This is a genomic window from Janibacter zhangyanbonis (assembly GCF_050507325.1).
Taxonomy (GTDB): Bacteria; Actinomycetota; Actinomycetes; order Actinomycetales; family Dermatophilaceae; genus Janibacter.
On the sequence record NZ_CP191481.1, the window covers coordinates 523169 to 543610 of the forward strand.

Sequence of the window (20442 nt, forward strand, 5' to 3'; positions counted from 1 at the left end):
CCCCTTCGATGAGACGACACCGCATCACCCGCACCCTCGTCGCGACGGCGAGCGCCCTGGCCCTTGCCGGCGGCGTCGCCGCCTGCAGCGACTCGCCGTCGGAGAAGGCGGCCAAGGAGTTCGGCACCCGCAACGGCGACGGCTCCACGCACCTCATCGCCGAGGCCGACCGGGGGAAGCCGGTGGAGCTCGCCGGCGAGACGATCGACGGCAAGACCTGGGACAGCGCGGACCAGCGCGGCAAGGTCGTCGTCGTCAACAGCTGGGCGAGCTGGTGCGGCCCGTGCGCCACGGAGGCCCCGCACCTCGTCGACGCGCAGGAGCAGACGAAGGGGGAGGACGTCGAGTTCGTCGGCATCAACTTCCGCGAGTCCTCCAAGGAGACCGGCCGGGCGCAGGCGCAGGAGTGGGGCTTCACCTGGCCCTCCGTCTACGACAAGTCCGGCCAGAGCGCCCTCGACATGCAGGGCAAGATGACCGCCACGCCGTCCACGGCCGTGCTCGACCGTGAGGGCCGCATCGCGGCCGTCGTCCTCGGTCCGGTGACCACCTCGACCCTCGTGGGACTTGTCGAGGACACCGCCGCCGAGACGGCATGAGCGGGGCCCTGGCCACGCTCCCTTCGCTCGCCGGCGGACTGAGCGATCAGGTCACCGAGGGGGCGCTGCCGCTCGCCGTCCTCGTCGCCGCCCTCGCTGGGCTCGTCTCCTTCGCCACGCCCTGCGTGCTGCCGCTCGTGCCCGGCTACCTCGGCTACGTCACCGGCCTGTCCGACGTCGCCCTCGAGGAGCGCAGCCGCGGGCGGATGGTCCTGGGGACGCTGCTCTTCATCCTCGGTTTCAGCGCCGTCTTCGTCCTCGCGTCGATGTTCGTCGCGACCGCCGGCCGGGCGCTCGTCGAGCACCGCGAGCTGCTCATGCGCATCGGCGGCGTGCTCGTCATCCTCATGGCCCTCGTCTTCCTCGGCGCCGGCTCGCAGCGGACCTTCCGCCTGCCGATCAAGCCCGCGACCGGGCTGGCCGGGGCGCCGGTGCTCGGGGCGGTCTTCGGCCTCGGCTGGGCGCCCTGCATGGGCCCGACGCTCGGCGCGGTCCTCGCCCTCAACCTCACCGGTGACGGGTCGACGACCCGCGCCGTGGTCCTCGCCGTCGCCTACTGCCTCGGCCTGGGGCTGCCCTTCCTGCTCATCGCCGCCGCCTACGAGCGGTGGGCGCCGGTCTCGGCCTGGCTGCGCCGCCGCCAGCGCGCCATCCAGGTCGTCGGCGCCGTGCTGCTCATCGCGATCGGGCTGCTCCTGCTCACCGGCGGCTGGGACGCGATCACCCAGTGGCTGCAGATCCATCTCATCAGCGACACGGAGGTGATCCTCTGATGGCCAGCTCGACCCGTCAGCGGCCCGAGGTGACCCAACCCCGGCTCGGCGCGATCGGCTACCTGCGGTGGGGCTGGCGCCAGCTGACGAGCATGCGCACCGCGCTCTTCCTGCTGCTGCTCCTGGCGATCGGCGCCGTGCCCGGCTCGGTCTTCCCCCAGCGCAGCCTCGACCCGGCGCGCACCGAGGACTGGATCGCCCGGCACGAGACCACCGGTCCGTGGCTGGACAAGCTCGGGGCCTTCGAGGTCTACAGCTCGCCGTGGTTCTCCGCGATCTACCTGCTCCTCTTCATCTCGCTCATCGGCTGCATCGTGCCGCGCACGGCGGTGCACTGGAAGTCCTTGCGCAGCAAGCCTCCCCGCGCTCCCAAGCGGCTCGCTCGGCTCGAGGCGCACGCCGACGGCGAGGTCGCCGGTGACCTCGAGCAGGTGCGCGAGGCCGCGACCCGGGTGCTGCGCAAGCGTCGTTTCCGCGTCGCCAGCCACGACGACGCCTCCGTGTCCGCGGAGAAGGGCTATGCCAAGGAGACCGGCAACCTCGTCTTCCACACCGCCCTCGTCACGCTGATCATCGGCGTCGCCGTCGGCCACCTCTGGGGCTGGAAGGCCGACGTCGTCGTCCCCGCCGGGGACTCCTTCGTCAACACCGTGACGCGCTACGACACCTTCGCCCCGGGGCCGCTCGTCGACGAGTCCTCGCTCGCCCCCTTCGGCATGAAGGTCACGAAGATGACCGCGGACTTCAACGACCGCGAGCCCGGGGCGCAGACCTTCGGCCAGCCGCGGGACTTCGAGGCGCACGTCACCGGCACGACCGCCGACGGCGAGGACTTCACCGACGTCGTCAAGGTCAACCACCCGCTGGAGATGCAGGACGCGACCGTCTTCCTCCTCGGCAACGGTTACGCCCCCGTCGTCACGGTCAAGGACGCCGACGGCAAGGTCCTCTACTCGGGGGCCACCCCCTTCCTCGCGCAGGACGGCAACTACCGCTCCACCGGCGCGATCAAGGTCGGGGCCGCGACGCCCGAGCAGTTCGGCTTCATGGGGCTCTTCCTGCCGACGGCCTACATCGACCCCGAGCAGGGGCCGGTCTCGGTCTTCCCGGACACGAAGGACCCGGCGCTCGCCCTGAGCATGTACACCGGCGACCTCTACCCCGGGGGGCGCCCGCAGTCGGTCTTCACGCTCGACACCGAGTCGATGGACAAGGTCACCAACGCCGGCGGCACCGACCAGCTGCGCATCTGGCTCACGCCCGGCGAGGGGGCCAACCTGCCCGACGACCGCGGCACGATCACCTTCGACGGGGTGGAGCGCTTCGCCGGCTTCTCCGTGCGGCACGACCCCGGCAAGGGGCTGACCCTGTGGTCGGCGCTCGCCGCGCTCGCCGGGCTCATCGCCACCCTGACCATCAAGCGCCGCCGGGTCTTCGTCCGGCTCGTCCAGGACGGCGACGTCGTGCGCGTCGACGTCGGTGGGATGAGCCGCGACGACGACGAGGGCCTGACCGACCTGGTCGCGGAGGTCCGTGACGAGCTCGTGGGACAATCGGAGGCATCATGACTGACGAGATCCTGGCCCAGTACGCCAACTACGCGCTGGCCTCGGCCGCGCTGGTGATCACCGTGGCGATGCTCTGCTACGCCCTCTACCTCGCCCAGTCGGTCCCGGTGCGCGAGCGCGCCGAGTCCACGGCGCGGGTGCCGGCCACGGTCGGTGGCGGTGCGGGCGATGACCTGACGGACGAAGGGGGCGCAGCCGCCGCTGACGAGCCGGTCGAGACCCCCGCCCGGGCCCGCAAGGCCGCCGGCATCGGTGGGTCCCTCTCGTGGCTGGGCGCGCTGCTGCTGCTCGGCTCGATCGTCCTGCGCGGGGTGGCCGTCGACCGGGTGCCGCTGGGCAACCTCTTCGAGTTCAGCATCGCCGGGTGCTTCTTCGCGATGGCCGTCTTCTGCGTCTCCGGGCTGCGCAGGGACCTGCGCTGGCTGGGCGTCTTCGTCACGGCCTTCGTCGTGCTCGTGCTCATGGTCGCCTCGACCGCCTGGTACGTCGAGGCCGACGAGCTCGTCCCCTCGCTCAAGTCCTACTGGCTGCCGATCCACGTCACCGTCGCGACCCTGTCCGTCGGCATCTTCATCGTCGGCGCGATCCTCAGCGCGCTCTACCTCATGAGCGACCGCGAGGTCGGCGGCGAGCGCTTCTGGCGCAAGCTGCCCGCGGCGCAGCAGCTCGAGAAGCTCGCGTACTCGCTGCACATCATCGGCTTCCCGCTGTGGACCTTCACCCTCATCGCCGGCGCCATCTGGGCCCGCGAGGCCTGGGGCTCCTACTGGAACTGGGACCCCAAGGAGGTGTGGACCTTCGTCATCTGGGTCGTCTACGCCGCCTACCTGCACGCCCGGGCCACGAAGAACACCTCGAGGCGCACGGCCAACTGGATCGCCCTGGCCGGCTTCGCCTGCATCGTCATCAACTACACGGTCGTGAACTTCTACTTCATCGGCCAGCACAGCTACGCGCAGTGAGGTCCCCCGCATGATCCGTTATTCGCTGCTGCGCATGCTCATCTTCTTCGGCTGCCTCGCGGCCCTGTGGCTCGTCGGCCTGCGTGAGCCCACCGAGCTGCCTTGGCTCGTCGTCATCGCCGCGATCGCGTCGATGGTCATCTCCGCGATCGTGCTCAAGCCCTTCCGCGCCGAGATGATCCGGCAGATCCAGGACCGTCAGGCCGCCAAGGCCCGCGCCCGCGCCGAGCGCAGCGACACCGACGAGGCCGTCGAGGACGGGCGGGGTACGAGCGAGCCCGAGGCGGAGGCCGAGGCGGAGGCCGAGGCCGAGGAGCCCGAGACCTTCCGCTGAGGAGTGACGCCGCGCTCGGCCCCGCGGTGGCTCGGGCCGTGGGGCCGAGATCCTCGCAGATGGCCGGGATGATCGCGTCTGGCCGGGAACCTTCCCGGCCACGCGCGCGAGCGGCGCCCGGGGATCAGCGGGCGAGCGGCGCGAAGAGCCAGATCGCCCACATCAGCTCGGCGAAGCCGGTGAGTCCGAGGGCCGGGATGAGCGCCTTGCCGGTCGCGCCGGAGCGCACGGCCTGGATGCCGGGCCAGGCGATGACCAGCCCGGCGAGGCCGATCGGGGCCCACGGGCGCCAGATCGCCATGAGCAGGGTGCACACGACCGTGACGCCGAAGAGCCCGAGGTAGAGCTGGCGGGTGCGCGCGTCGCCCAGCCGGACCGCGAGGGTCGTCTTGCCGGTCACCGAGTCGGTGGGGATGTCGCGCAGGTTGTTGGCCACGAGGATCGCGCTGGCGAGGGCGCCGACGCCGATGGCGCCGAGCACGCCGACCGGGGTGATCGAGCCGATCTGGCTGTACTGCGTGCCGAGGGTGGCGACCAGGCCGAAGAAGATGAAGACGTAGACCTCGCCGAGGCCGCGGTAGCCGTAGGGGTTGCCGCCGCCGGTGTAGCGCCAGGCCGCGAGGATCGCCAGGGCACCGATGGGGATCATGATCCACGCCTGGCTGAGCGCGACGAGCGCGAACCCGACGAAGGCGCCGATGCCGAAGAAGGTGAAGGCCATGAGCTTGACGTTGGCCGGGTCGGCGAGGCGCTGGCCGACGAGCCGCACCGGGCCGACCCGCTCCTCGTCGGTGCCGCGGATGCCGTCGCTGTAGTCGTTGGCGTAGTTGACGCCGATCTGCAGGCAGCACGAGACGATGAGGGCGAGGAGCGCGAGGCCGAGGTTGGCCCCCTTCGTCCCCTCCTCGAGGTCACGGTTGGCCGCTGCTGCGGCGGTGCCGACGATGACGGGGGCGAGTGCTGCGGGGAGGGTTCGCGGGCGGGCGCCGGCGATCCACTGCTTGAGGGTGGCCACGACCGCCGATCTTACGAGGCGCTCAGCCTCCGAGCAGACGCGCCACGGCGGAGCGGTCCGGCTTGCCGGGTCCGCGCATCGGCAGCGACTCGACGACGAGCACCCGGCGGGGGAGCGCGGCGGCCTCGAGGTGGGGCCGCAGCATCTGGCGGATCTCGGCCACCCCGGCGTCGGGGACGGGCCCGACGGGCGGGCCTCCTGGCGAGGTGACCGCGGCCAGCGCGACCGCCTGCCCCCACTGCGGGTCGGGCACGCCGACGACGACCGCCTCGGTGACGGCAGGGACGTGGGCGAGCACGGCCTCCTCGACGACGCGGGGTGCGATCTTGAGCCCGCCGGTGTTGATGACGTCGTCGGCGCGGCCGGTCACGCTCACCCGGCCGTCGCCGTCGACGGTGCCGAGGTCGCCGGTGCGAAACCAGCGCTGCCCCCCTTCGGTCCGGAAGGCGCCGGTGTCGAGACCGAGGTAGCCGTGGGCGACGACCGCGCCGCCGAGCTCGATGACGCCGTCGGCGCCGGTGCGCACGGCGACACCCTGCAGGGGCTGGCCGTTGTAGACGCACCCGCCGGCGGTCTCGGACATGCCATAGGTCGTCACGACCCGCACGCCCAGGGAGCGGGCGCGGTCGAGCAGCGCCCCGGGAGTGGCGGCCCCGCCCACGAGCACGGCGTCGAAGCGCCGCAGCGCTTCCAGGCCCATCGGGTCCTCGACGAGTCGGGTCAGCTGGGTGGGCACGAGCGAGGTGTATCGGCGCTCCGCGTGCATGCCCGCCGTGGCCTCGACGAGGGCGAAGGGGGGAGCCGACGCGTCGACGACGACCGGCGTCGTGCCGGCGGCGATGCTGCGCAGCAGCACCTGCAGGCCGGCGATGTGGTGGGGCGGCAGGGCGAGCAGCCACTGACCGGGGCCCCCGAGGCGGTGCGCGGTGGCCTCGGCGCTCGCGAGGAGGTTGGCGGCGGTGAGCAGAGAGAGCTTCGGTGTGCCGGTCGAGCCGGAGGTCGCGATGGCGACGGCGAGGTCGTCGGGCAGCTCACCCTCCGGCAGGGTCGGCGTCTCGCCGGGCGCGTGCGGGTGGATCGGCGCGGTGCCGGTCAGCGCCCGCTCGAGCGCGGGCAGCGCGTCGAGCACGGCGGGGCCGGCGGGCAGGGGGAGTGGGGTGATCGGCACCGGACTCATTCCTTCTCTCGCAGAGCGGTCTCCCAGTCGGGACCGCGGTGGAAGATCCCGAGGACGATCACGGTCAGGTCGGTCGCGCAGCCGACAACTTCGTAGGCGATGAGGGTCCGCCTCCGAAAGCTGGTGGTCTTCACCCCGGGGCGGACGTCGTCACGGTTCCTGCCCGCATCGGGAAAGGCAGGGATGCCTTCGATGTGGTCGATGATGGCCGAGATGAACTGCTGTGAGATCTCGGGACCCGCGTTGGCGGTGATCCAGTTGTCGAGATCGTCGAGCTGGCGTTGGGCTTCTGGCGTGTAGCTGATCCGCTCCGTCATGAACGGGCGGCCCACTTGCTCTCGAAGTGGGCACGCACGTCAGCGGCCGGGATCGCTCGGTCAGGGTCCGCCTTGAGCGCGTCGTAGGCCGCACCGACCTCGCGGTGCAGCCACGACGTGGTGGCCAGGCTCCAGGCGTCGTCGCCGTCGACCGACTCGAGCAGGCGCAGCGCCACCTCTCGGCGCACGTCGGGAGGCAGCGACATCCCTGCCTCGTAGAACTCCGACTCGTTCACCGACATGCATCCGAGTTTACGCCGCAGCCTCCGTCCCTTGCTGGGCCTCGTCCACAGGGTGCGCGGCGTGATCGCTGCGGGACCAGCCCTCAGAAGTACCAGGGGAAGGGCGACCAGTCCGGGTCGCGCTTCTCGAGGAACTGGTCGCGCCCCTCGACCGCCTCGTCGGTCATGTAGGCCAGACGGGTCGCCTCGCCGGCGAAGACCTGCTGGCCCATGAGCCCGTCGTCGGTGAGGTTGAAGGCGAACTTGAGCATCCGGATCGCGGTGGGCGACTTCGCCATGATCTCGCGGGCCATCTGCAGCCCCTCGACCTCGAGCTCGGCGTGCTCGACGACCGCGTTGACCGCACCCATCTCGTACATCTCCTGGCCGGTGTAGGCGCGGCCGAGGAAGAAGATCTCGCGAGCGCGCTTCTGCCCCACCATCTTTGCGAGGTAGGCGCTGCCGTAGCCGCCGTCGAAGGAGCCCACGTCGGCGTCGGTCTGCTTGAAGCGGGCGTGCTGGCTGGCGAGGGTCATGTCGCACACGACGTGGAGCGAGTGCCCACCGCCGGCGGCCCAGCCGCCGACGAGCGCGATGACGACCTTGGGCATGGTGCGGATGAGGCGCTGGACCTCGAGGATGTGCAGGCGCCCCCCTTCGGCCTTGACCCGACGCTCGTCGATGCCGGCCGCGGAGTCGTCGCCACCGGGGTCGGCGGCGTACTGGTAGCCGGAGCGGCCGCGGATGCGCTGGTCGCCGCCGGTGCAGAAGGACCAGCCCTCGGTCGTCGCGCTGCTGCCCTCGCGCGGAGTCGGGCCGTTGCCGGTGAGCAGGACGACGCCGACGTCGGGGGTGCGGCGGGCGTGGTCGAGTGTGCGGTAGAGCTCGTCGACGGTGTGCGGCCGGAAGGCGTTGAGGATCTCTGGTCGGTCGAAGGCGATGCGCACGCAGCCGACGTCCTTGGCCCGGTGGTAGGTCAGGTCGGTGAGGTCCTCGAAGCCGGGGACCACCTCCCAGGCCTGCGGGTCGAAGGTCTCGCTGACGTCGTCCAGTGCACTCACGGGGCGAGCCTAACCACCGCGAGGACGAAGGGGGCCGCCCCCGTCAGGCGACGAGGCTCGCCAGCAGGACCATCGGCAGTGAGACCACGGCCCCGAGCGAGGTGGCCAGGGTGAGCGTCTTGAGCGCGCCCTTGGTCGACAGGCCGAGCAGCGACTTGAACATCCAGAAGAAGTTGCTGTTGACGTGCAGGGCGAACATCGCGCCGGAGGCGATGGCCAGGGCGACGACGACGGGCTCGACGCCCGTCGAGGCGACGACCGGGCCGATGATGCCCGAGGCGGTGATCGCGCCGACCGAGACCGAGCCGATGGCGAAGTGCAGCAGGGCCGCGATGAACCACGCGAGCAGCACGGTGATGAGCACCGGTGCGCCGGCGTCGGCGGAGAAGAGGCCCTCGAGCGTCTTGTCGAGGCCGGTCTCGGTGATGACCGCGCCGAGCGAGCCGCCGATACCGGTGATGAGCAGGATCTCGCCGGTCGTGCGGAACCCACCCGACAGGGCGTGCTCGGTGCCGTCGGAGCCGAGCGTCGAGCGGCCGATGACGAAGGCGATGAGCAGGCCGATGAAGAGCGCGATGTTGGCGTCGCCGACGAAGGCGATGACCGCATTGCTCGCGTCGAAGAGGTCCATGAAGGCGCCGAAGGCGATGAGCACGAGCGGCACGAGGATCGGCGTCAGGCGCAGCAGCAGGGGCAGGCGCAGCGCCCGCTCCGGCACGGCATCCGGGTCGTCGAGGTCGGCGTCGGCGCTGTGGCCGGTGCCGTCGTGGCCGACCTCCCCGCGGGCGAGGTAGGCGGCGTGGCCCGGGTTGTCGGGGTGCTCCTCCTCGTCGGGGTCGACGTCGGTGCGCTCGTCCCAGAAGCGGGTCTGCAGCAGCAGGCGGAAGAGGAAGGTCGTGAGCAGGGCCGTGGCGATGCCGATCGGCGCGCCGAAGATCAGGTACTCGCCGAGCGGGAGCTTCAGCTGCCCGGCGACGGCGACCGCAGCCAGGCCCGGCACGACGAAGACGTAGCCGGCGAAGATGCCGATGCCGATCGCGCCGGCGAGCCACGGCAGGCCCTTGCGACGGTCGACGACCGGTGCCGCCTGCCGCGCCATCGGCGAGGCGAGGACGACCTGCACGTCGACGTAGATCGAGGGGAAGATCGCCGAGAGCGCCGCGGTCATCGCATAGGGCAGCTTGCGGCCGACCCGTCGCGCGATGATCTCGACGAGCGCGCGGAAGGTGCCCGTCGCCTGCAGGAGCGAGCCGATGAGCACGCCGAAGCCGATGAGCAGACCGACCTCGCCCATGATCTCGCCGAAGCCGGTCGTGATCGCCGCGACCGTGTCGGCCGGCCCCACCCCCGCCGACAGGCCGAGGAAGACCGAGGAGATGATCAGCGAGATCACCGGGTCGACCTTGAAGCGGAGGATGAGCACGATCGCCAGGGCGATCGCGACGAGCGTCAGTGCGATGTCCACGGCAGCCGACCCTACGCGTCCGTGAGCACCGTCACACCAGCAGCCCGCTCCTCGGGACTGGCGGCGCCGACCCCCTTCGCGTCTCATGGACCCATGACCGACTCACGTGTCGCCCTGGTCACCGGTGCCTCCTCGGGCATCGGCGAGGCCGCCGCCGTCGCACTCGCGGGAGCGGGGTGGACCGTCGTCGGCGCCGCCCGGCGTCTGGAGCGACTCGAGTCCCTCCGGGCGAAGGGGGTGACGCCGCACGTCGTCGACGTCAGCGACGACGAGTCGATGGTGACCCTCGTCGACGACGTCGTCGCCGAGCACGGACGCATCGACGTCCTCGTCAACAATGCCGGCTACTCGGTCTTCGGCGCGGTCGAGGACGTGCCGGTCGAGGTCGCCCGCCGCCAGCTCGAGGTCAACGTGCTGGGCCTGTCACGGATGAGTCAGCTCGTGCTGCCGCACATGCGCGCTGCCGGCTCCGGTCGGATCATCAACATCGCGTCCGTCGCCGGCCACGTCAGCGAGCCGCTCGGCGGCTGGTACCACGCGAGCAAGTACGCGGTCGAGGCCCTCAGCGACGCGATGCGGATGGAGCTGGCGCCGCACGGGGTGCGCGTCTCGATCATCGAGCCGGGGGCGATCCGCACCGAGTTCGGCGACATCGCGGCGGACTCGCTCGCGGAGTACTCCGGCTCGGGCGCCTATGCCGCGCAGGCGCGCCGGATGGCCCGGGCCCACGAGCGGATGTTCGGCGCCGACGCGGCCGAGGTCGACGTCGTCGTCGACGCGATCGTCCACGCGGCGACGGCGCGACGACCGCGCAGCCGCTACCAGGTGCCCGCGTCCGCCCGGGCGATGGTCGCGGCGACCAAGGTCGTGCCCAGCCCGGTGATGGATGCGGTGATGGGGCGCATGTTCGGCACACACCGACGCTGAGCACTGAGGCAGGCTGTCCCCCATGGCGACCACGCAGTCGACCCGGGTGCGCCGGGCAGTCCAGCGGTACGCCGCGAGCTTCGACGAGCTGCGCGGTGTCACCGACGCCTACGTCGCGCTCGTCACCCGGCTGCTCGACGACGCGGGTATCAACTACCTGACGGTCACGGGTCGGACGAAGTCGGTCGAGTCCTTCGCGGGCAAGGCCGCCCGCCGGCTGCCCGGTGGCCGGATGGCCCACCCGAAGCCGCTCACCGACATCACCGACCAGGTCGGGGTGCGGGTCGTCACCTATGTCCTCGCCGACGTCGATGCGGTAGCCCAGCTGCTCTCCTCTCAGCTCGAGGTCCACGAGGACCGCGACATGGGCCAGGAGACGGCGGCGGCCGGACGCTTCGGCTACTCCAGCCGGCACCTGCTCGTCGGGCTGGGCGAGGACCGGGACGAGCCGGGCATCCCGCCCGAGCGTCCCGCATCGGTGCAGATCCGCACCGTGCTCCAGCACGCCTGGGCCGAGTTCGAGCACGACGTGCGCTACAAGGGCTCGGTCTCGGCCGAGCACGCACCCGACTTCGACCGCCGCTTCACCCTTGCGGCCGGGCTGCTCGAGCTCGCCGACCAGCAGTTCTCCGCGATCCGTGACCGGCATCGCGACGAGCTGACCTCACCGGCCGACGGAGACGACGACGACCCGCGGATCAGCCCGACCGACCTCGCGGCCTTCCTCGCCGGGCAGTTCACGGACGCCGGCTGGTCGCGCACCGACCACTACGCGTGGATCAGCGGCCTGCTGCTCGAGCTCGGCATCAGCTCGCTGTCCGAGCTGCGCGAGGTGCTGCGTGAGGTCGACGTCCCCGCCATCGACCACCACATGGGCTACCGCTACCCGCCGGGTGCCGTGCGCCGCCTCGACGACGCCCTGCTGTCGGTCTACGGCGAGCGCTACATCGCGCTCCACGGCAACGCCCACCGGCTCGCCCTGCTGCGCGCCCGGCTGGCCCGCCTCGCGGACTAACGTCAGGGGGCATGGCCCTGCACCTGTACTCGCTGACCGTCGACGCCCGGGACCACCGGGCCTTGGCCCGCTGGTGGGCCGAGGTCCTCGGGTGGCGGATCGGCTACGAGGACGAGCACGAGTGCGAGGTGCTCCCGCCGGAGGCGAGTCCCGACCCCGTCGACGAGACCGCGACGTGGCTGGCCCGCCGCACGATGCTCAGCTTCGTCCCGGTCCCCGAGGGCAAGACGGTGAAGAACCGCCTGCACATCGACCTCGCCCCGCACGTCGACCAGGACCGTGACGCGGAGATCGAGGCGCTCCTGGCGAAGGGAGCGACCCGCGCCGCCGTCGGTCAGGACGACGACGAGGTGACGTGGACCGTGCTCGCCGACCCGGAGGGCAACGAGTTCTGCGTGCTCTCCTCCCGCGACCGGTGAGCGGCGCCGGTCCGGGCACCGTCGACGAGCTCCTCGACGGGCTGCACGTCGTCGTCCTGCCGCTGGCCACGCGGTTTCGCGGGGTGCAGGAGCGAGAGGTCGCGCTCGTGCGCGGGCCGCTCGGGTGGGGGGAGTTCGCCCCCTTCGTCGAGTACGGGTCGGCCGAGGCCGCCCGCTGGCTCGATGCGGCGATCGAGGCGGCCTGGGCCGGGTGGCCGCAGCCGCAGCGCGACGAGGTCCCTGTCAACGCGACCGTCCCGGCCGTCGCGGCGGACGAGGTCGCCGGGGTGCTCGCCCGCTACGACGGGTGCACGACGGCGAAGGTCAAGGTCGCCGAGCGCGGCCAGGCCCTCGCCGACGACCTCGACCGGGTCGCCGCGGTGCGTGACGTCATGGGGCCCGGGGCCCGCATCCGGGTCGACGCCAACGGCGGCTGGTCGCTGACCCAGGCCGCCGATGCGCTGGCCGGGCTGGCTCCCTTCGACCTCGAGTACGCGGAGCAGCCGTGCGCCGACGTGCGTGACCTCGCCCGGCTGCGCGTCGAGCTCGCCCACCAGGGCCTCGACGTGCCGGTCGCCGCCGACGAGTCGATCCGCAAGGCGCAGGACCCGCTCGAGGTCGCGCGGCTGCGGGCGGCCGACGTTGTCGTGGTCAAGGTCGCGCCCCTCGGGGGAGTGCGCTCCGCGCTGCGCATCGTCGAGGACTGCGGCCTGCCCGCGGTCGTCTCCTCGGCCATCGACTCCAGCGTCGGCCTGCGCGCCGGCGTCGCGCTCGCCGCGGCGCTGCCCGAGTTGCCGCACGCCTGCGGTCTCGGCACCGCCGCCCTGCTCACGGCCGACGTCACGAGCGACCCGCTCGTCCCCGCGGGTGGGGCCCTGGCCGTGCGGGATGTCGTCGTCGAGCCCGACCTGCTGGCGACGCACGCCGCGCCGCCGGAGCGGGTGACGTGGTGGCGTGAGCGGGTCCGGGCCGCGTGGGCGGCCCGCGCCTGAGGTTCGTCCACAGCCGCGCCGCACTGCAGTCGTCCGTCCACAGCCCGGGGCGCGCCCGGCCGCACGTCGACGGGCCGGGGTTGGCTGGCGACATGCAGATCTCGCCCCTCAACCCCGTCGACCTCACCGATGTCGCGGCCCGTCTCGAGCAGGCGGCCGGACGGATCGAGGTGTGCGCCGTGCAGGCGCGCACCGCCACGTCGACGACCTGGCGCGGCGAGGCGGCGGTGCTCCACCACGACCGGGTCGACGAGCACGCGGGCGACCTGCGCGGGCTCGCTCGTCGGCTGCGCGCGGCGGCCGGGCTGGTCCGCGATCTCGAGGCGGCCGCGCGGCGGCGGATCGACCTCGTGGGAGACGCCGACGTCACCGCCGGTGACTGGCCGATCGAGGTGATCGGCCGTGGCTGAGATCAGGGTGAGCGGTGGGGCAGCGGGTCTGTCCGTAGCACTCGACGAGCTCGAGGTCGCGGCGGACCGTCTGGGCCGGGTCGCGACCGAGGTGGGCGAGGTCGCCATCGCCGTGGGGCTCGTCGGGTTCGACCCGCGGGTGCAGCTCGCGGCGCTCACAGCGCCGCTCGAATACCTCGCCGTCGAGCGGGCGGTGCTGACCTGCGCCGGGCCCACAGGGGCAGCGGGCCTGTCGGTCGACGTCGCCGCCACCGGGGTCGCGACTCGGGCCGCGGTCCGGGCCTATCGCGAGGGCGAGCGCGTGGTCGAGGCCCTCGCCGACGGGGTGGCAACCGAGGTGGGGCGGTGGGTCGGGCGATCCGTCGCGCCGGTCGCCCTCGGGGTCGCGGTGGCTGCCGCCCCCGTGGCCGCCGTCGTGCTCTCCACCCCCGCCGGACGCGATGCGGCCGTCGCGGTCGGGCTCGGGCTGGGGCAGGAGGTCGACGAGATCCTCTTCGACCACCCGTGGCTCGTGCCAGCGGCCGCCGACGGTCTCGACGGGCTGCTCATCGGCCTCGGTGAGGGTGTGCCCGCGCTCGGGGTGCTGCTCGCCTGGCGCAGCGGCCGCGCGGGGGTGCCCTACCCGCCGCGCAACGAGGCCGACGCGCTCGGTGTCGTGCTCGCCGCGACCAGGGGCATCGCCCTCGACGAGTCGGGCCGGTCGGTCCGCGTGAGCGCGCGGCCGTCGTTCGCAGGTCGGCCGCCCGCCGGGGTTGCCGACCTCGTGTCCAACCACGGCCCCACCTCGGGCGGCTCCCGCGTGCGGGTCACCGGCATCCGCGGGCCCGACGGCAGCTGGAGCTGGGTCGTCGACGTCCCGGGGACGCAGACCTTCGACCCGCGCGCGGGCGAGAACCCCTGGGACATGACGACCAATGCGCTGCTCGTCGCCGGTCGGCGTCCGCTCGTCATGCAGGCGGTCGCGCGGGCCCTCGACGACGCCCGTCGCCGCGCTGGCGACACGAGCACCACGAGCCGGGTCATGCTCACCGGGCACAGCCAGGGCGGGCTCACGGCGGCGGCGCTCGCCGCCGACCCGACCTTCCGCTCCCGCCACCGGGTCACCCACGTCGTCACCTCGGGGGCGCCCGTCGCCTCGCTCGCCGTGCCCGAGGAGGTGAGCGTGCTCAGCCTCGAGCACGACGAGGACCTCGTGCCCGGTCTCGAGGGCGCTGACAACCCCGACCGCCGTGGCTGGGTGACCGTCGAGCGGTCCCTCGCTGACGACCTCGGGCCCGACGGTCGGGCGTCGCAGGCGCACGACAACGCGACCTACGTCGACACGGCCCGTCTCGTCGACGCGAGCGACGACCCGTCGGTGCAGGCCTGGCGAGACGGCGCCGCCCCCTTCGTCGGGTCACCGCTGGCCACGACCGTCACCGCCGACTACGACGTCGCCCGCCGGTGAGCGGTCGTCGTCGGACACGACGGGTGCCAGTGGCAGGATCGGGCGGGTGAACCCCTCGACCGCCGCCGCCCGTGTGCTGCTCGACGAGCTCGTTCGCCTCGGGGTGCGCGAGGTCGTCCTGTGCCCCGGGTCCCGGTCGGCCCCGCTGGCCTATGCCGCCCACGACCTCGAGGCGGCGGGGCGCCTGCGGCTGCACGTGCGGGTCGACGAGCGCAGCGCCGCCTTCCTCGCGCTCGGGCTGGCCAAGACCTCGCGCCGCCCCGCCGTGGTCATCACGACGAGCGGCACCGCGGTCGCCAACCTCCACCCCGCGGTCCTCGAAGCGCACCACGGCGCCGTGCCCCTGCTGCTGCTCACCGCCGACCGGCCGCCCGAGCTGCGCGGGGTCGGGGCCAACCAGGCGACCGTCCAGCCGGGCGTCTTCGGCGGTGCCGTGCGCCTGGCCCTCGAGCTCGAGACCCCCGCCGACCCCGAGCGGCAGACGCCGGCCTGGCGCACGGCAGCGGCCCGCGCCGTCGCCGCCGCGACCGGTGCGCTCACCGGCCAGGGGTGGGCCGGCCCGGTCCACCTCGACGTGCCCTTCCGCGACCCGCTCGCGCCGGACGACCACCCGTCGGGTCGAGGTACCGGCGACCGGCTATCCGGTCGGGATCACCTCGACCCGGCGCGCGCCGGGCGCCCGGGCGGCGACCCGTCGCTCGCCCTGCCCGCACCGCCCGAGGTCCTCTCCGGCGCCGCGACCCCGCTCGCGCACGACGAGCGGACTCTCGTCGTCATCGGCGAGCTGCCCACGGCGCAGCACCGGGCGGCCGCCCTCGCCTGGGCCGAGCACCACGGCGCCCCCGTGATCGCCGAGCCCGGCCCCGGCACCAGCCCGCTCGTCCTGCCGCACGGCGACCGGCTGCTCGCCGCGACGAAGTGGGTCGGGGGGCACCTCCCTTCGCGCGTCGTCGTCGTCGGCCGGCCCACCCTCGGCCGGTCCGTGCCCGCGCTCACCCGCACGCCGGGCCTGCGGGTCGAGGTCGTGACGAGCGGTGAGCCCGGCGCCGACGGCTGGGCCGACGCCGCCCACGCGGCCGCGGCAGTCCACCCCTTCGCGGCGTTGCGGACCGAGGGGGCGGGGCAGGAGCCGACCCCCTTCGCCCACGAGTGGCTTGCTGCAGGCGAGACGGTCGCCGCCGCGCTCGCCCCAACCGGTGCCACGCTCGACGGGCCCGCCGTGGCCCGGGCGGTGCACGACGCGCTCGCCGACGACAGCGCGCTCTTCCTCGGCAGCAGCAGCGTCGCCCGCGACGTGGCCCACGGCGTCGCCCGGGTGCGCGCCGACGTCGAGGTCGTCACCAGCCGCGGGCTCGCCGGCATCGACGGCTGCGTCTCCACGGCCGTCGGGCTGGCCCTCTCCCGCACGGGGCCGACGGTGGCGGTGCTCGGCGACCTGACCTTCCTCCACGACGCCAACGGCCTGCTCGTCGGGCCAGACGAACCGCGCCCCGACCTGACCCTCGTCGTCGTCGACGACGACGGGGGCAGCATCTTCGGCACGCTCGAGTACGGCGCCGACGCGCTCGCGGGACCGATGCGCCGGCTCTTCACGACACCGACGGGCACCGACATCGAGGTGCTCTGCGCCGCCCACGGGGTGCCGGCGACGACGGCGACGTCGGCGGAGCAGCTCACCGCACTCGTGGCGCGCCCGAGCGAGGGGATCCGGGTGGTGCGGGTGCCCGTCGACGGGGCCGCGCGGCGCGAGGCGGGCCGACTCGCTCGCAAGACCGTCGTGGCGACGCTGGGCGGCTGACCGTCGGTCAGCCGCCGAGGGCGGTGCGCATCGGCAGCAGCTTGGCCGCCGACTCGGCGACCTCGTCGGCCGCGACCGAGCCGGCGACGATGCCGCACCCGGCGTAGAGGCGCAGCGAGGACGCGCTCTCGTAGGCGCCGCAGCGCAGCGCGATGCCCCACTCGCCGTCACCGGAGGCGTCCATCCAGCCGACGGGTCCGGCATAGCGACCGCGATCCATCTGCTCGAGCTCGGCGATGACCCCGTCGGCGACGAGGGTCGGCGTGCCGCACACCGCGGCGCTCGGGTGCAGCGAGGCGGCGAGCGCGAGCGAGGTCGAGTCGTCGTCGACGACTCCCGCGACGTCGGTCGCCAGGTGCATGACGTTGTTGAGGTGCAGGACGAAGGGGGAGTCCGGCACGTTGATCGAGGAGGTGTGTGCCGCCAGGGCGTCGGCGACCGAGCGCACGGCGTACTCGTGCTCCTCGAGGTCCTTGCTGCTGCGGGCGAGGGAGCCGGCGAGGGCGAGGTCGTGGCTGTCGTCGCCGGTGCGGCGGATCGTGCCGGCGAGGACCCGCGAGGTGACCAGGCCCCGCTCGAGGCGCACGAGCATCTCGGGGGTGGCGCCGACGAGACCGTCGACGGCGAAGACCCACGTCGTGTCGTAGTCCTCTGCGAGACGGGCGAGGACCCACCGGGGGTCGATGCGCTGCTGCGCGGTGGCCCGCACGGAGCGGGCGAGCACGACCTTGTCGAGCTCGCCGGCGCTGATCCGGGCGACCGCCTCGTCGACCGCGGCGGCCCAGCGGTCGGCGGTGAGGTCGAGGTCGGCGAAGTCCACGGCGCCGGGGGTGCGCGGCTCGGGCTGGCGCTCGAGCGGCTGGTCGGCCGCGGGGACCGTCGCATCGGTCGTGATCGTCGTGACCCACGCGAGGGAGCCGCGCCGGCCGACGACGACCTCGGGCACGACGAGGACCGACTCGGTCTGCGAGCGCCGCGAGTAGGCCATCGAGCCGAAGGCGATCGGCCCGGTGCCCGGCTCGTCGACGTCGTCGCGCACGATCGCCTCGGCCGTGACCTGCCGCCACCACTCCTGCGCCCGGTCGAAGCGGTCGGGGCCGCTCGCCCGGAAGGTCGCGACCCGGCCCCAGCCGACGAAGCCCTCGCCCTTGCGCACCCAGGAGACGACGTCGCCCGCGTCGTCCGGCTCCGGCAGGAGGGAGAGGAGGTCCGCGACCCTGGCCGTGGGGACGGCGACGGTGCGGACGACGAGCGCGGGGTGGGGGACGCCGGTGGGGGTGGGGGCGTCGGCAGGGGAAGGCGATGACATGTCGGGCATCAGCCTACGGCGGCGGGTGCGAGGATGAGGACATGAGCCGCGCCACCCTGCAGAAGGACCCCAAGGACGTCGCCGCGATGTTCGACGAGACCGCCGCGAAGTACGACCTGATGAACGACGTGATGTCGCTGGGTCAGACGCGGCTGTGGCGGCGGGCGGTCGTGGAGGCCATCGACCCGCAGCCGGGGGAGCGCATCCTCGACATCGCCGCCGGCCCCGGCTCCTCGAGCCTGCCGCTGCGCCGCGCCGGCGCGCAGGTCGCCTCGGCCGACTTCTCCCTCGGCATGCTGCGCCAGGGGCTCGTGCAGAGCCCCGAGCTCGACTTCACCGCTGCCGACGCGACCCGGCTCCCCTTCGCCGACGCCTCCTTCGACGTCGTGACGATGTCCTTCGGCTTCCGCAACGTCGTCGAGCCCGAGGTCGCCCTGGGCGAGTTCCTCCGGGTGACCCGGCCCGGCGGGCGGTTGCTCATCTGCGAGTTCAGCCAGCCGGTCAACCGGGCCTTCCGCACGATCTACTCCGAGTACCTCATGGCGGCCTTCCCGCCGGTGGCCCGGCGGCTGAGCTCCAACCCCGACTCATACGTCTACCTCGCGGAGTCGATCCAGAGCTGGCCGGCGCAGGAGCAGCTCGCGCAGATGATCACCGGCACCGGCTGGGGCGGCGTCGAGTGGCGCAACCTGACGGGCGGGATCGTGGCTTTGCATCGGGCGAGCAAGGCCTGAGGCGCGCCGTCTCGAGGCTCCTTCGTCGCACCTCGACGACCGGTGGTGGTTGGTTAGGTCTACCTGTGTGACCGCCGAAGTTCCTGCCGGGTAGTGTCACACGCGATCGTGAATTGCTTCACAAGCAGCTGAGGAACCTTTCGTGACCAGTGCACTGCCTGCGGCCGACGGAGACCGCAGTGTCGACGTCATCGTCGTCGGAGCCGGCCCGGGTGGCAGCGCCACCGCCGCGTGGCTGGCGAAGGCCGGCAAGGACGTCGTCCTGCTGGAGAAGTCCCGCTTCCCCCGCGACAAGATCTGCGGTGACGGGCTCACCCCGCGCGCGGTGCGCCAGCTGATCAACCTCGGCGTCCCCCTGTCGGAGACCGACGGGTGGGCGCACAACAAGGGTCTGCGGATCATCGGCGGCGGCATGCGGCTTCAGCTCGACTGGCCCGACGTGACCTCCTTCCCCGGCTACGGCATGGTCCGGGCCCGCGCGGACCTCGACGAGGTCCTGGCCCGCCACGCCGCCTCCTGCGGCGCCGAGCTGCTCGAGGGGCGCAACGTCTCCGAGCCGATCCGTGACGAGTCCGGTCGGATCGTCGGCGTCGTGGCCAAGGTCGTCGACGAGCGCGGCCGGGCCACGGGCGAGACCGAGACCTATCGCGCCCCCGTCGTCGTCGCCGCGGACGGCGTCTCCTCGCGCCTGTCGGTGAAGATGGGCCGCGAGAAGCGCGAGGACCGGCCGATGGCCGTCGCCGTGCGCGCCTACTACGAGACGCCCCGCCACGACGACGAGTACCTCGAGAGCCACCTCGAGCTGTGGTCGACGACGCCCGAAGGGGGGCGCATCCTCATGCCGGGCTACGGCTGGCTCTTCGGGCTGGGGGACGGGCGCTCCAACATCGGGCTGGGTGTCCTCAACACCTCCGAGGCCTTCGGTCGCACCGACTACAAGGACGTCATGCGTCGCTGGGTCGAGACGATGCCGCCGGAGTGGGGCATCAACGAGGGCACGATCACCGGCGAGATCACCGCGGCCGCGCTGCCGATGGCCTTCAACCGCCAGCCGCTCTACGCCGACGGCCTCATGCTCGTCGGCGACGCGGGTGGCATGGTCAACCCCTTCAACGGCGAGGGCATCGACTACGCCCTCGAGGCCGGTCACGCCGCCGCCGAGGTCATCGTGCAGGCCCTCGCCCGGCCGACCGCCGCGGACCGGGAGCGGGTGCTCCAGTCCTACGTCGCCCGGATGAAGGACATGCACGGCGGCTACTTCCGGCTCGGCGCGCAGTTCGCCAAGCTCATCGGCAAGCCCGAGATCATGCGGCTGGCGACGAAGTACGGCCTGCCCCGGCAGACGCTGATGAAGTTCATGCTCAAGCTCATGGCCAACCTCCCGGAGGAGAAGGGTGGGGGTCTCGACGACCGCCTCGTCCAGCTGATGACCCGGGTGGCCCCCGATGCGTGAGGCGGTGTCGGGTGTGTCCGGCGTCACCCCTAGGATCGGGCGTGGACTGGATCACATGACGGAAGAAAGGCGGGAGCAGTGATGAACCCGTACATCCCGCTGCTCATCCTCTTCGCCATCGGTCTCGGCTTCGCGCTCGTGTCCGTGGGCACGAGCCTGGTCGTGGGCCCGGCGCGCTACAACGCCGCCAAGGCGCAGGCCTACGAGTGCGGCATCCAGCCGACGCCGCAGGCCGCCGAGGGCGGCCGCTTCCCGGTCAAGTACTACCTGACCGCGATGCTGTTCATCATCTTCGACATCGAGGCGCTCTTCCTCTACCCCTTCGCCGTCGCCTTCGACGAGCTCGGGGCCTTCACCCTCGCTGCCGTGGTGCTGTTCCTGTTCAACGCGTTCTTCATCGCGGATGCCTATGTGTGGCGCCGCGGTGGGTTCGAGTGGGACTGACG

General features: G+C 72.9%; 22 protein-coding genes. 15 read left to right on the forward strand and 7 right to left on the reverse strand.

Annotated features, from left to right (window positions below; all coding sequences use genetic code 11):
- The first annotated feature begins 8 nt into the window (after positions 1-8).
- Genes ACQBJO_RS02590 through ACQBJO_RS02610 form a run of 5 tightly spaced genes read left to right on the forward strand, consistent with a single transcriptional unit; the run spans position 9 to position 4236 of the window.
- Positions 9-599: a TlpA disulfide reductase family protein gene (locus ACQBJO_RS02590; protein ID WP_255185249.1), complete on the forward strand. Its 591-nt coding sequence runs from the start codon at positions 9-11 to the stop codon at positions 597-599.
- Positions 596-1372: a cytochrome c biogenesis CcdA family protein gene (locus ACQBJO_RS02595; protein WP_255185250.1), complete on the forward strand. Its 777-nt coding sequence runs from the start codon at positions 596-598 to the stop codon at positions 1370-1372. The genes ACQBJO_RS02590 and ACQBJO_RS02595 overlap by 4 nt, the downstream gene beginning before the upstream one ends.
- Complete coding sequence (resB, locus tag ACQBJO_RS02600) at positions 1372-2940, forward strand: cytochrome c biogenesis protein ResB (RefSeq protein WP_421007254.1); 1569 nt, start codon at positions 1372-1374, stop codon at positions 2938-2940. Before ACQBJO_RS02595 ends, resB begins: the two co-directional genes overlap by 1 nt.
- Positions 2937-3902, forward strand: a complete 966-nt coding sequence (ccsB, locus tag ACQBJO_RS02605) for a c-type cytochrome biogenesis protein CcsB (RefSeq protein WP_421007253.1) — start codon at positions 2937-2939, stop codon at positions 3900-3902. The genes resB and ccsB overlap by 4 nt, the downstream gene beginning before the upstream one ends.
- 10 nt (positions 3903-3912) lie before the next feature.
- On the forward strand, positions 3913-4236 hold the full coding sequence (locus tag ACQBJO_RS02610; protein WP_421007252.1) for a DUF4229 domain-containing protein: 324 nt from the start codon (positions 3913-3915) through the stop codon (positions 4234-4236).
- Between the two features lie 124 nt (positions 4237-4360).
- Here the strand turns inward: ACQBJO_RS02610 and ACQBJO_RS02615 are convergent, their stop codons facing one another.
- From ACQBJO_RS02615 to ACQBJO_RS02640, 6 genes are all read right to left on the reverse strand, one after another.
- Entirely contained in the window at positions 4361-5251 is an 891-nt protein-coding gene (locus tag ACQBJO_RS02615; RefSeq protein WP_421007251.1) for a 1,4-dihydroxy-2-naphthoate polyprenyltransferase, read from the reverse strand.
- 22 nt (positions 5252-5273) lie between these two features.
- Positions 5274-6419, reverse strand: coding sequence for an o-succinylbenzoate--CoA ligase (menE, locus tag ACQBJO_RS02620; RefSeq protein ID WP_421007250.1), 1146 nt, complete (start codon positions 6417-6419; stop codon positions 5274-5276).
- 5 nt (positions 6420-6424) lie between these two features.
- Entirely contained in the window at positions 6425-6745 is a 321-nt protein-coding gene (locus ACQBJO_RS02625) for a type II toxin-antitoxin system RelE/ParE family toxin (RefSeq protein ID WP_255185256.1), read from the reverse strand.
- Entirely contained in the window at positions 6742-6987 is a 246-nt protein-coding gene (locus ACQBJO_RS02630) for a hypothetical protein (RefSeq protein WP_255185257.1), read from the reverse strand. The genes ACQBJO_RS02625 and ACQBJO_RS02630 overlap by 4 nt, the downstream gene beginning before the upstream one ends.
- An 83-nt stretch (positions 6988-7070) precedes the next feature.
- Complete coding sequence (locus ACQBJO_RS02635) at positions 7071-8027, reverse strand: 1,4-dihydroxy-2-naphthoyl-CoA synthase (RefSeq protein ID WP_255185258.1); 957 nt, start codon at positions 8025-8027, stop codon at positions 7071-7073.
- 43 nt (positions 8028-8070) lie between these two features.
- A complete protein-coding gene (locus ACQBJO_RS02640; RefSeq protein ID WP_255185259.1) occupies positions 8071-9492 on the reverse strand; it encodes a GntP family permease in 1422 nt (473 codons plus the stop codon).
- A 93-nt stretch (positions 9493-9585) separates the two neighbouring features.
- On the opposite strand from ACQBJO_RS02640, the gene ACQBJO_RS02645 reads away from it, so the two are divergent.
- The 7 genes from ACQBJO_RS02645 to menD all read left to right on the forward strand — a co-directional run bounded on the left by ACQBJO_RS02645 (position 9586) and on the right by menD (position 16500).
- Positions 9586-10419 carry an oxidoreductase gene (locus tag ACQBJO_RS02645; protein WP_255185260.1) on the forward strand — a complete coding sequence of 278 codons (834 nt, stop codon included), beginning with the start codon at positions 9586-9588 and terminating at the stop codon, positions 10417-10419.
- 22 nt (positions 10420-10441) lie between these two features.
- Entirely contained in the window at positions 10442-11434 is a 993-nt protein-coding gene (locus tag ACQBJO_RS02650; protein ID WP_303708025.1) for a GTP pyrophosphokinase, read from the forward strand.
- An 11-nt stretch (positions 11435-11445) separates the two neighbouring features.
- Entirely contained in the window at positions 11446-11853 is a 408-nt protein-coding gene (locus tag ACQBJO_RS02655) for a VOC family protein (protein ID WP_421007249.1), read from the forward strand.
- Positions 11850-12845, forward strand: coding sequence for an o-succinylbenzoate synthase (locus ACQBJO_RS02660; protein WP_421007248.1), 996 nt, complete (start codon positions 11850-11852; stop codon positions 12843-12845). The genes ACQBJO_RS02655 and ACQBJO_RS02660 overlap by 4 nt, the downstream gene beginning before the upstream one ends.
- A 92-nt stretch (positions 12846-12937) precedes the next feature.
- Positions 12938-13255, forward strand: a complete 318-nt coding sequence (locus ACQBJO_RS02665) for a hypothetical protein (protein WP_421007247.1) — start codon at positions 12938-12940, stop codon at positions 13253-13255.
- The gene (locus tag ACQBJO_RS02670) at positions 13248-14702 is read left to right on the forward strand and encodes a hypothetical protein (RefSeq protein WP_421007246.1); all 1455 of its coding nucleotides are present in this window, start codon (positions 13248-13250) and stop codon (positions 14700-14702) included. The genes ACQBJO_RS02665 and ACQBJO_RS02670 overlap by 8 nt, the downstream gene beginning before the upstream one ends.
- 46 nt (positions 14703-14748) lie before the next feature.
- A complete protein-coding gene (menD, locus tag ACQBJO_RS02675) occupies positions 14749-16500 on the forward strand; it encodes a 2-succinyl-5-enolpyruvyl-6-hydroxy-3-cyclohexene-1-carboxylic-acid synthase (protein ID WP_421007245.1) in 1752 nt (583 codons plus the stop codon).
- Between the two features lie 7 nt (positions 16501-16507).
- On the opposite strand, the gene ACQBJO_RS02680 is transcribed toward menD, so the two are convergent.
- Complete coding sequence (locus ACQBJO_RS02680) at positions 16508-17809, reverse strand: isochorismate synthase (RefSeq protein ID WP_421007244.1); 1302 nt, start codon at positions 17807-17809, stop codon at positions 16508-16510.
- Between the two features lie 41 nt (positions 17810-17850).
- Between ACQBJO_RS02680 and ACQBJO_RS02685 the strand changes: the two genes are divergently transcribed.
- The 3 genes from ACQBJO_RS02685 (at position 17851) to ACQBJO_RS02695 (ending at position 20440) form a co-directional block, all read left to right on the forward strand.
- Positions 17851-18543, forward strand: coding sequence for a demethylmenaquinone methyltransferase (locus tag ACQBJO_RS02685; protein ID WP_421007243.1), 693 nt, complete (start codon positions 17851-17853; stop codon positions 18541-18543).
- A gap of 142 nt (positions 18544-18685) precedes the next feature.
- Positions 18686-19996, forward strand: coding sequence for a geranylgeranyl reductase family protein (locus ACQBJO_RS02690; RefSeq protein ID WP_421007242.1), 1311 nt, complete (start codon positions 18686-18688; stop codon positions 19994-19996).
- Between the two features lie 81 nt (positions 19997-20077).
- Entirely contained in the window at positions 20078-20440 is a 363-nt protein-coding gene (locus ACQBJO_RS02695; RefSeq protein ID WP_255185269.1) for an NADH-quinone oxidoreductase subunit A, read from the forward strand.
- Positions 20441-20442 lie beyond the last annotated feature (2 nt).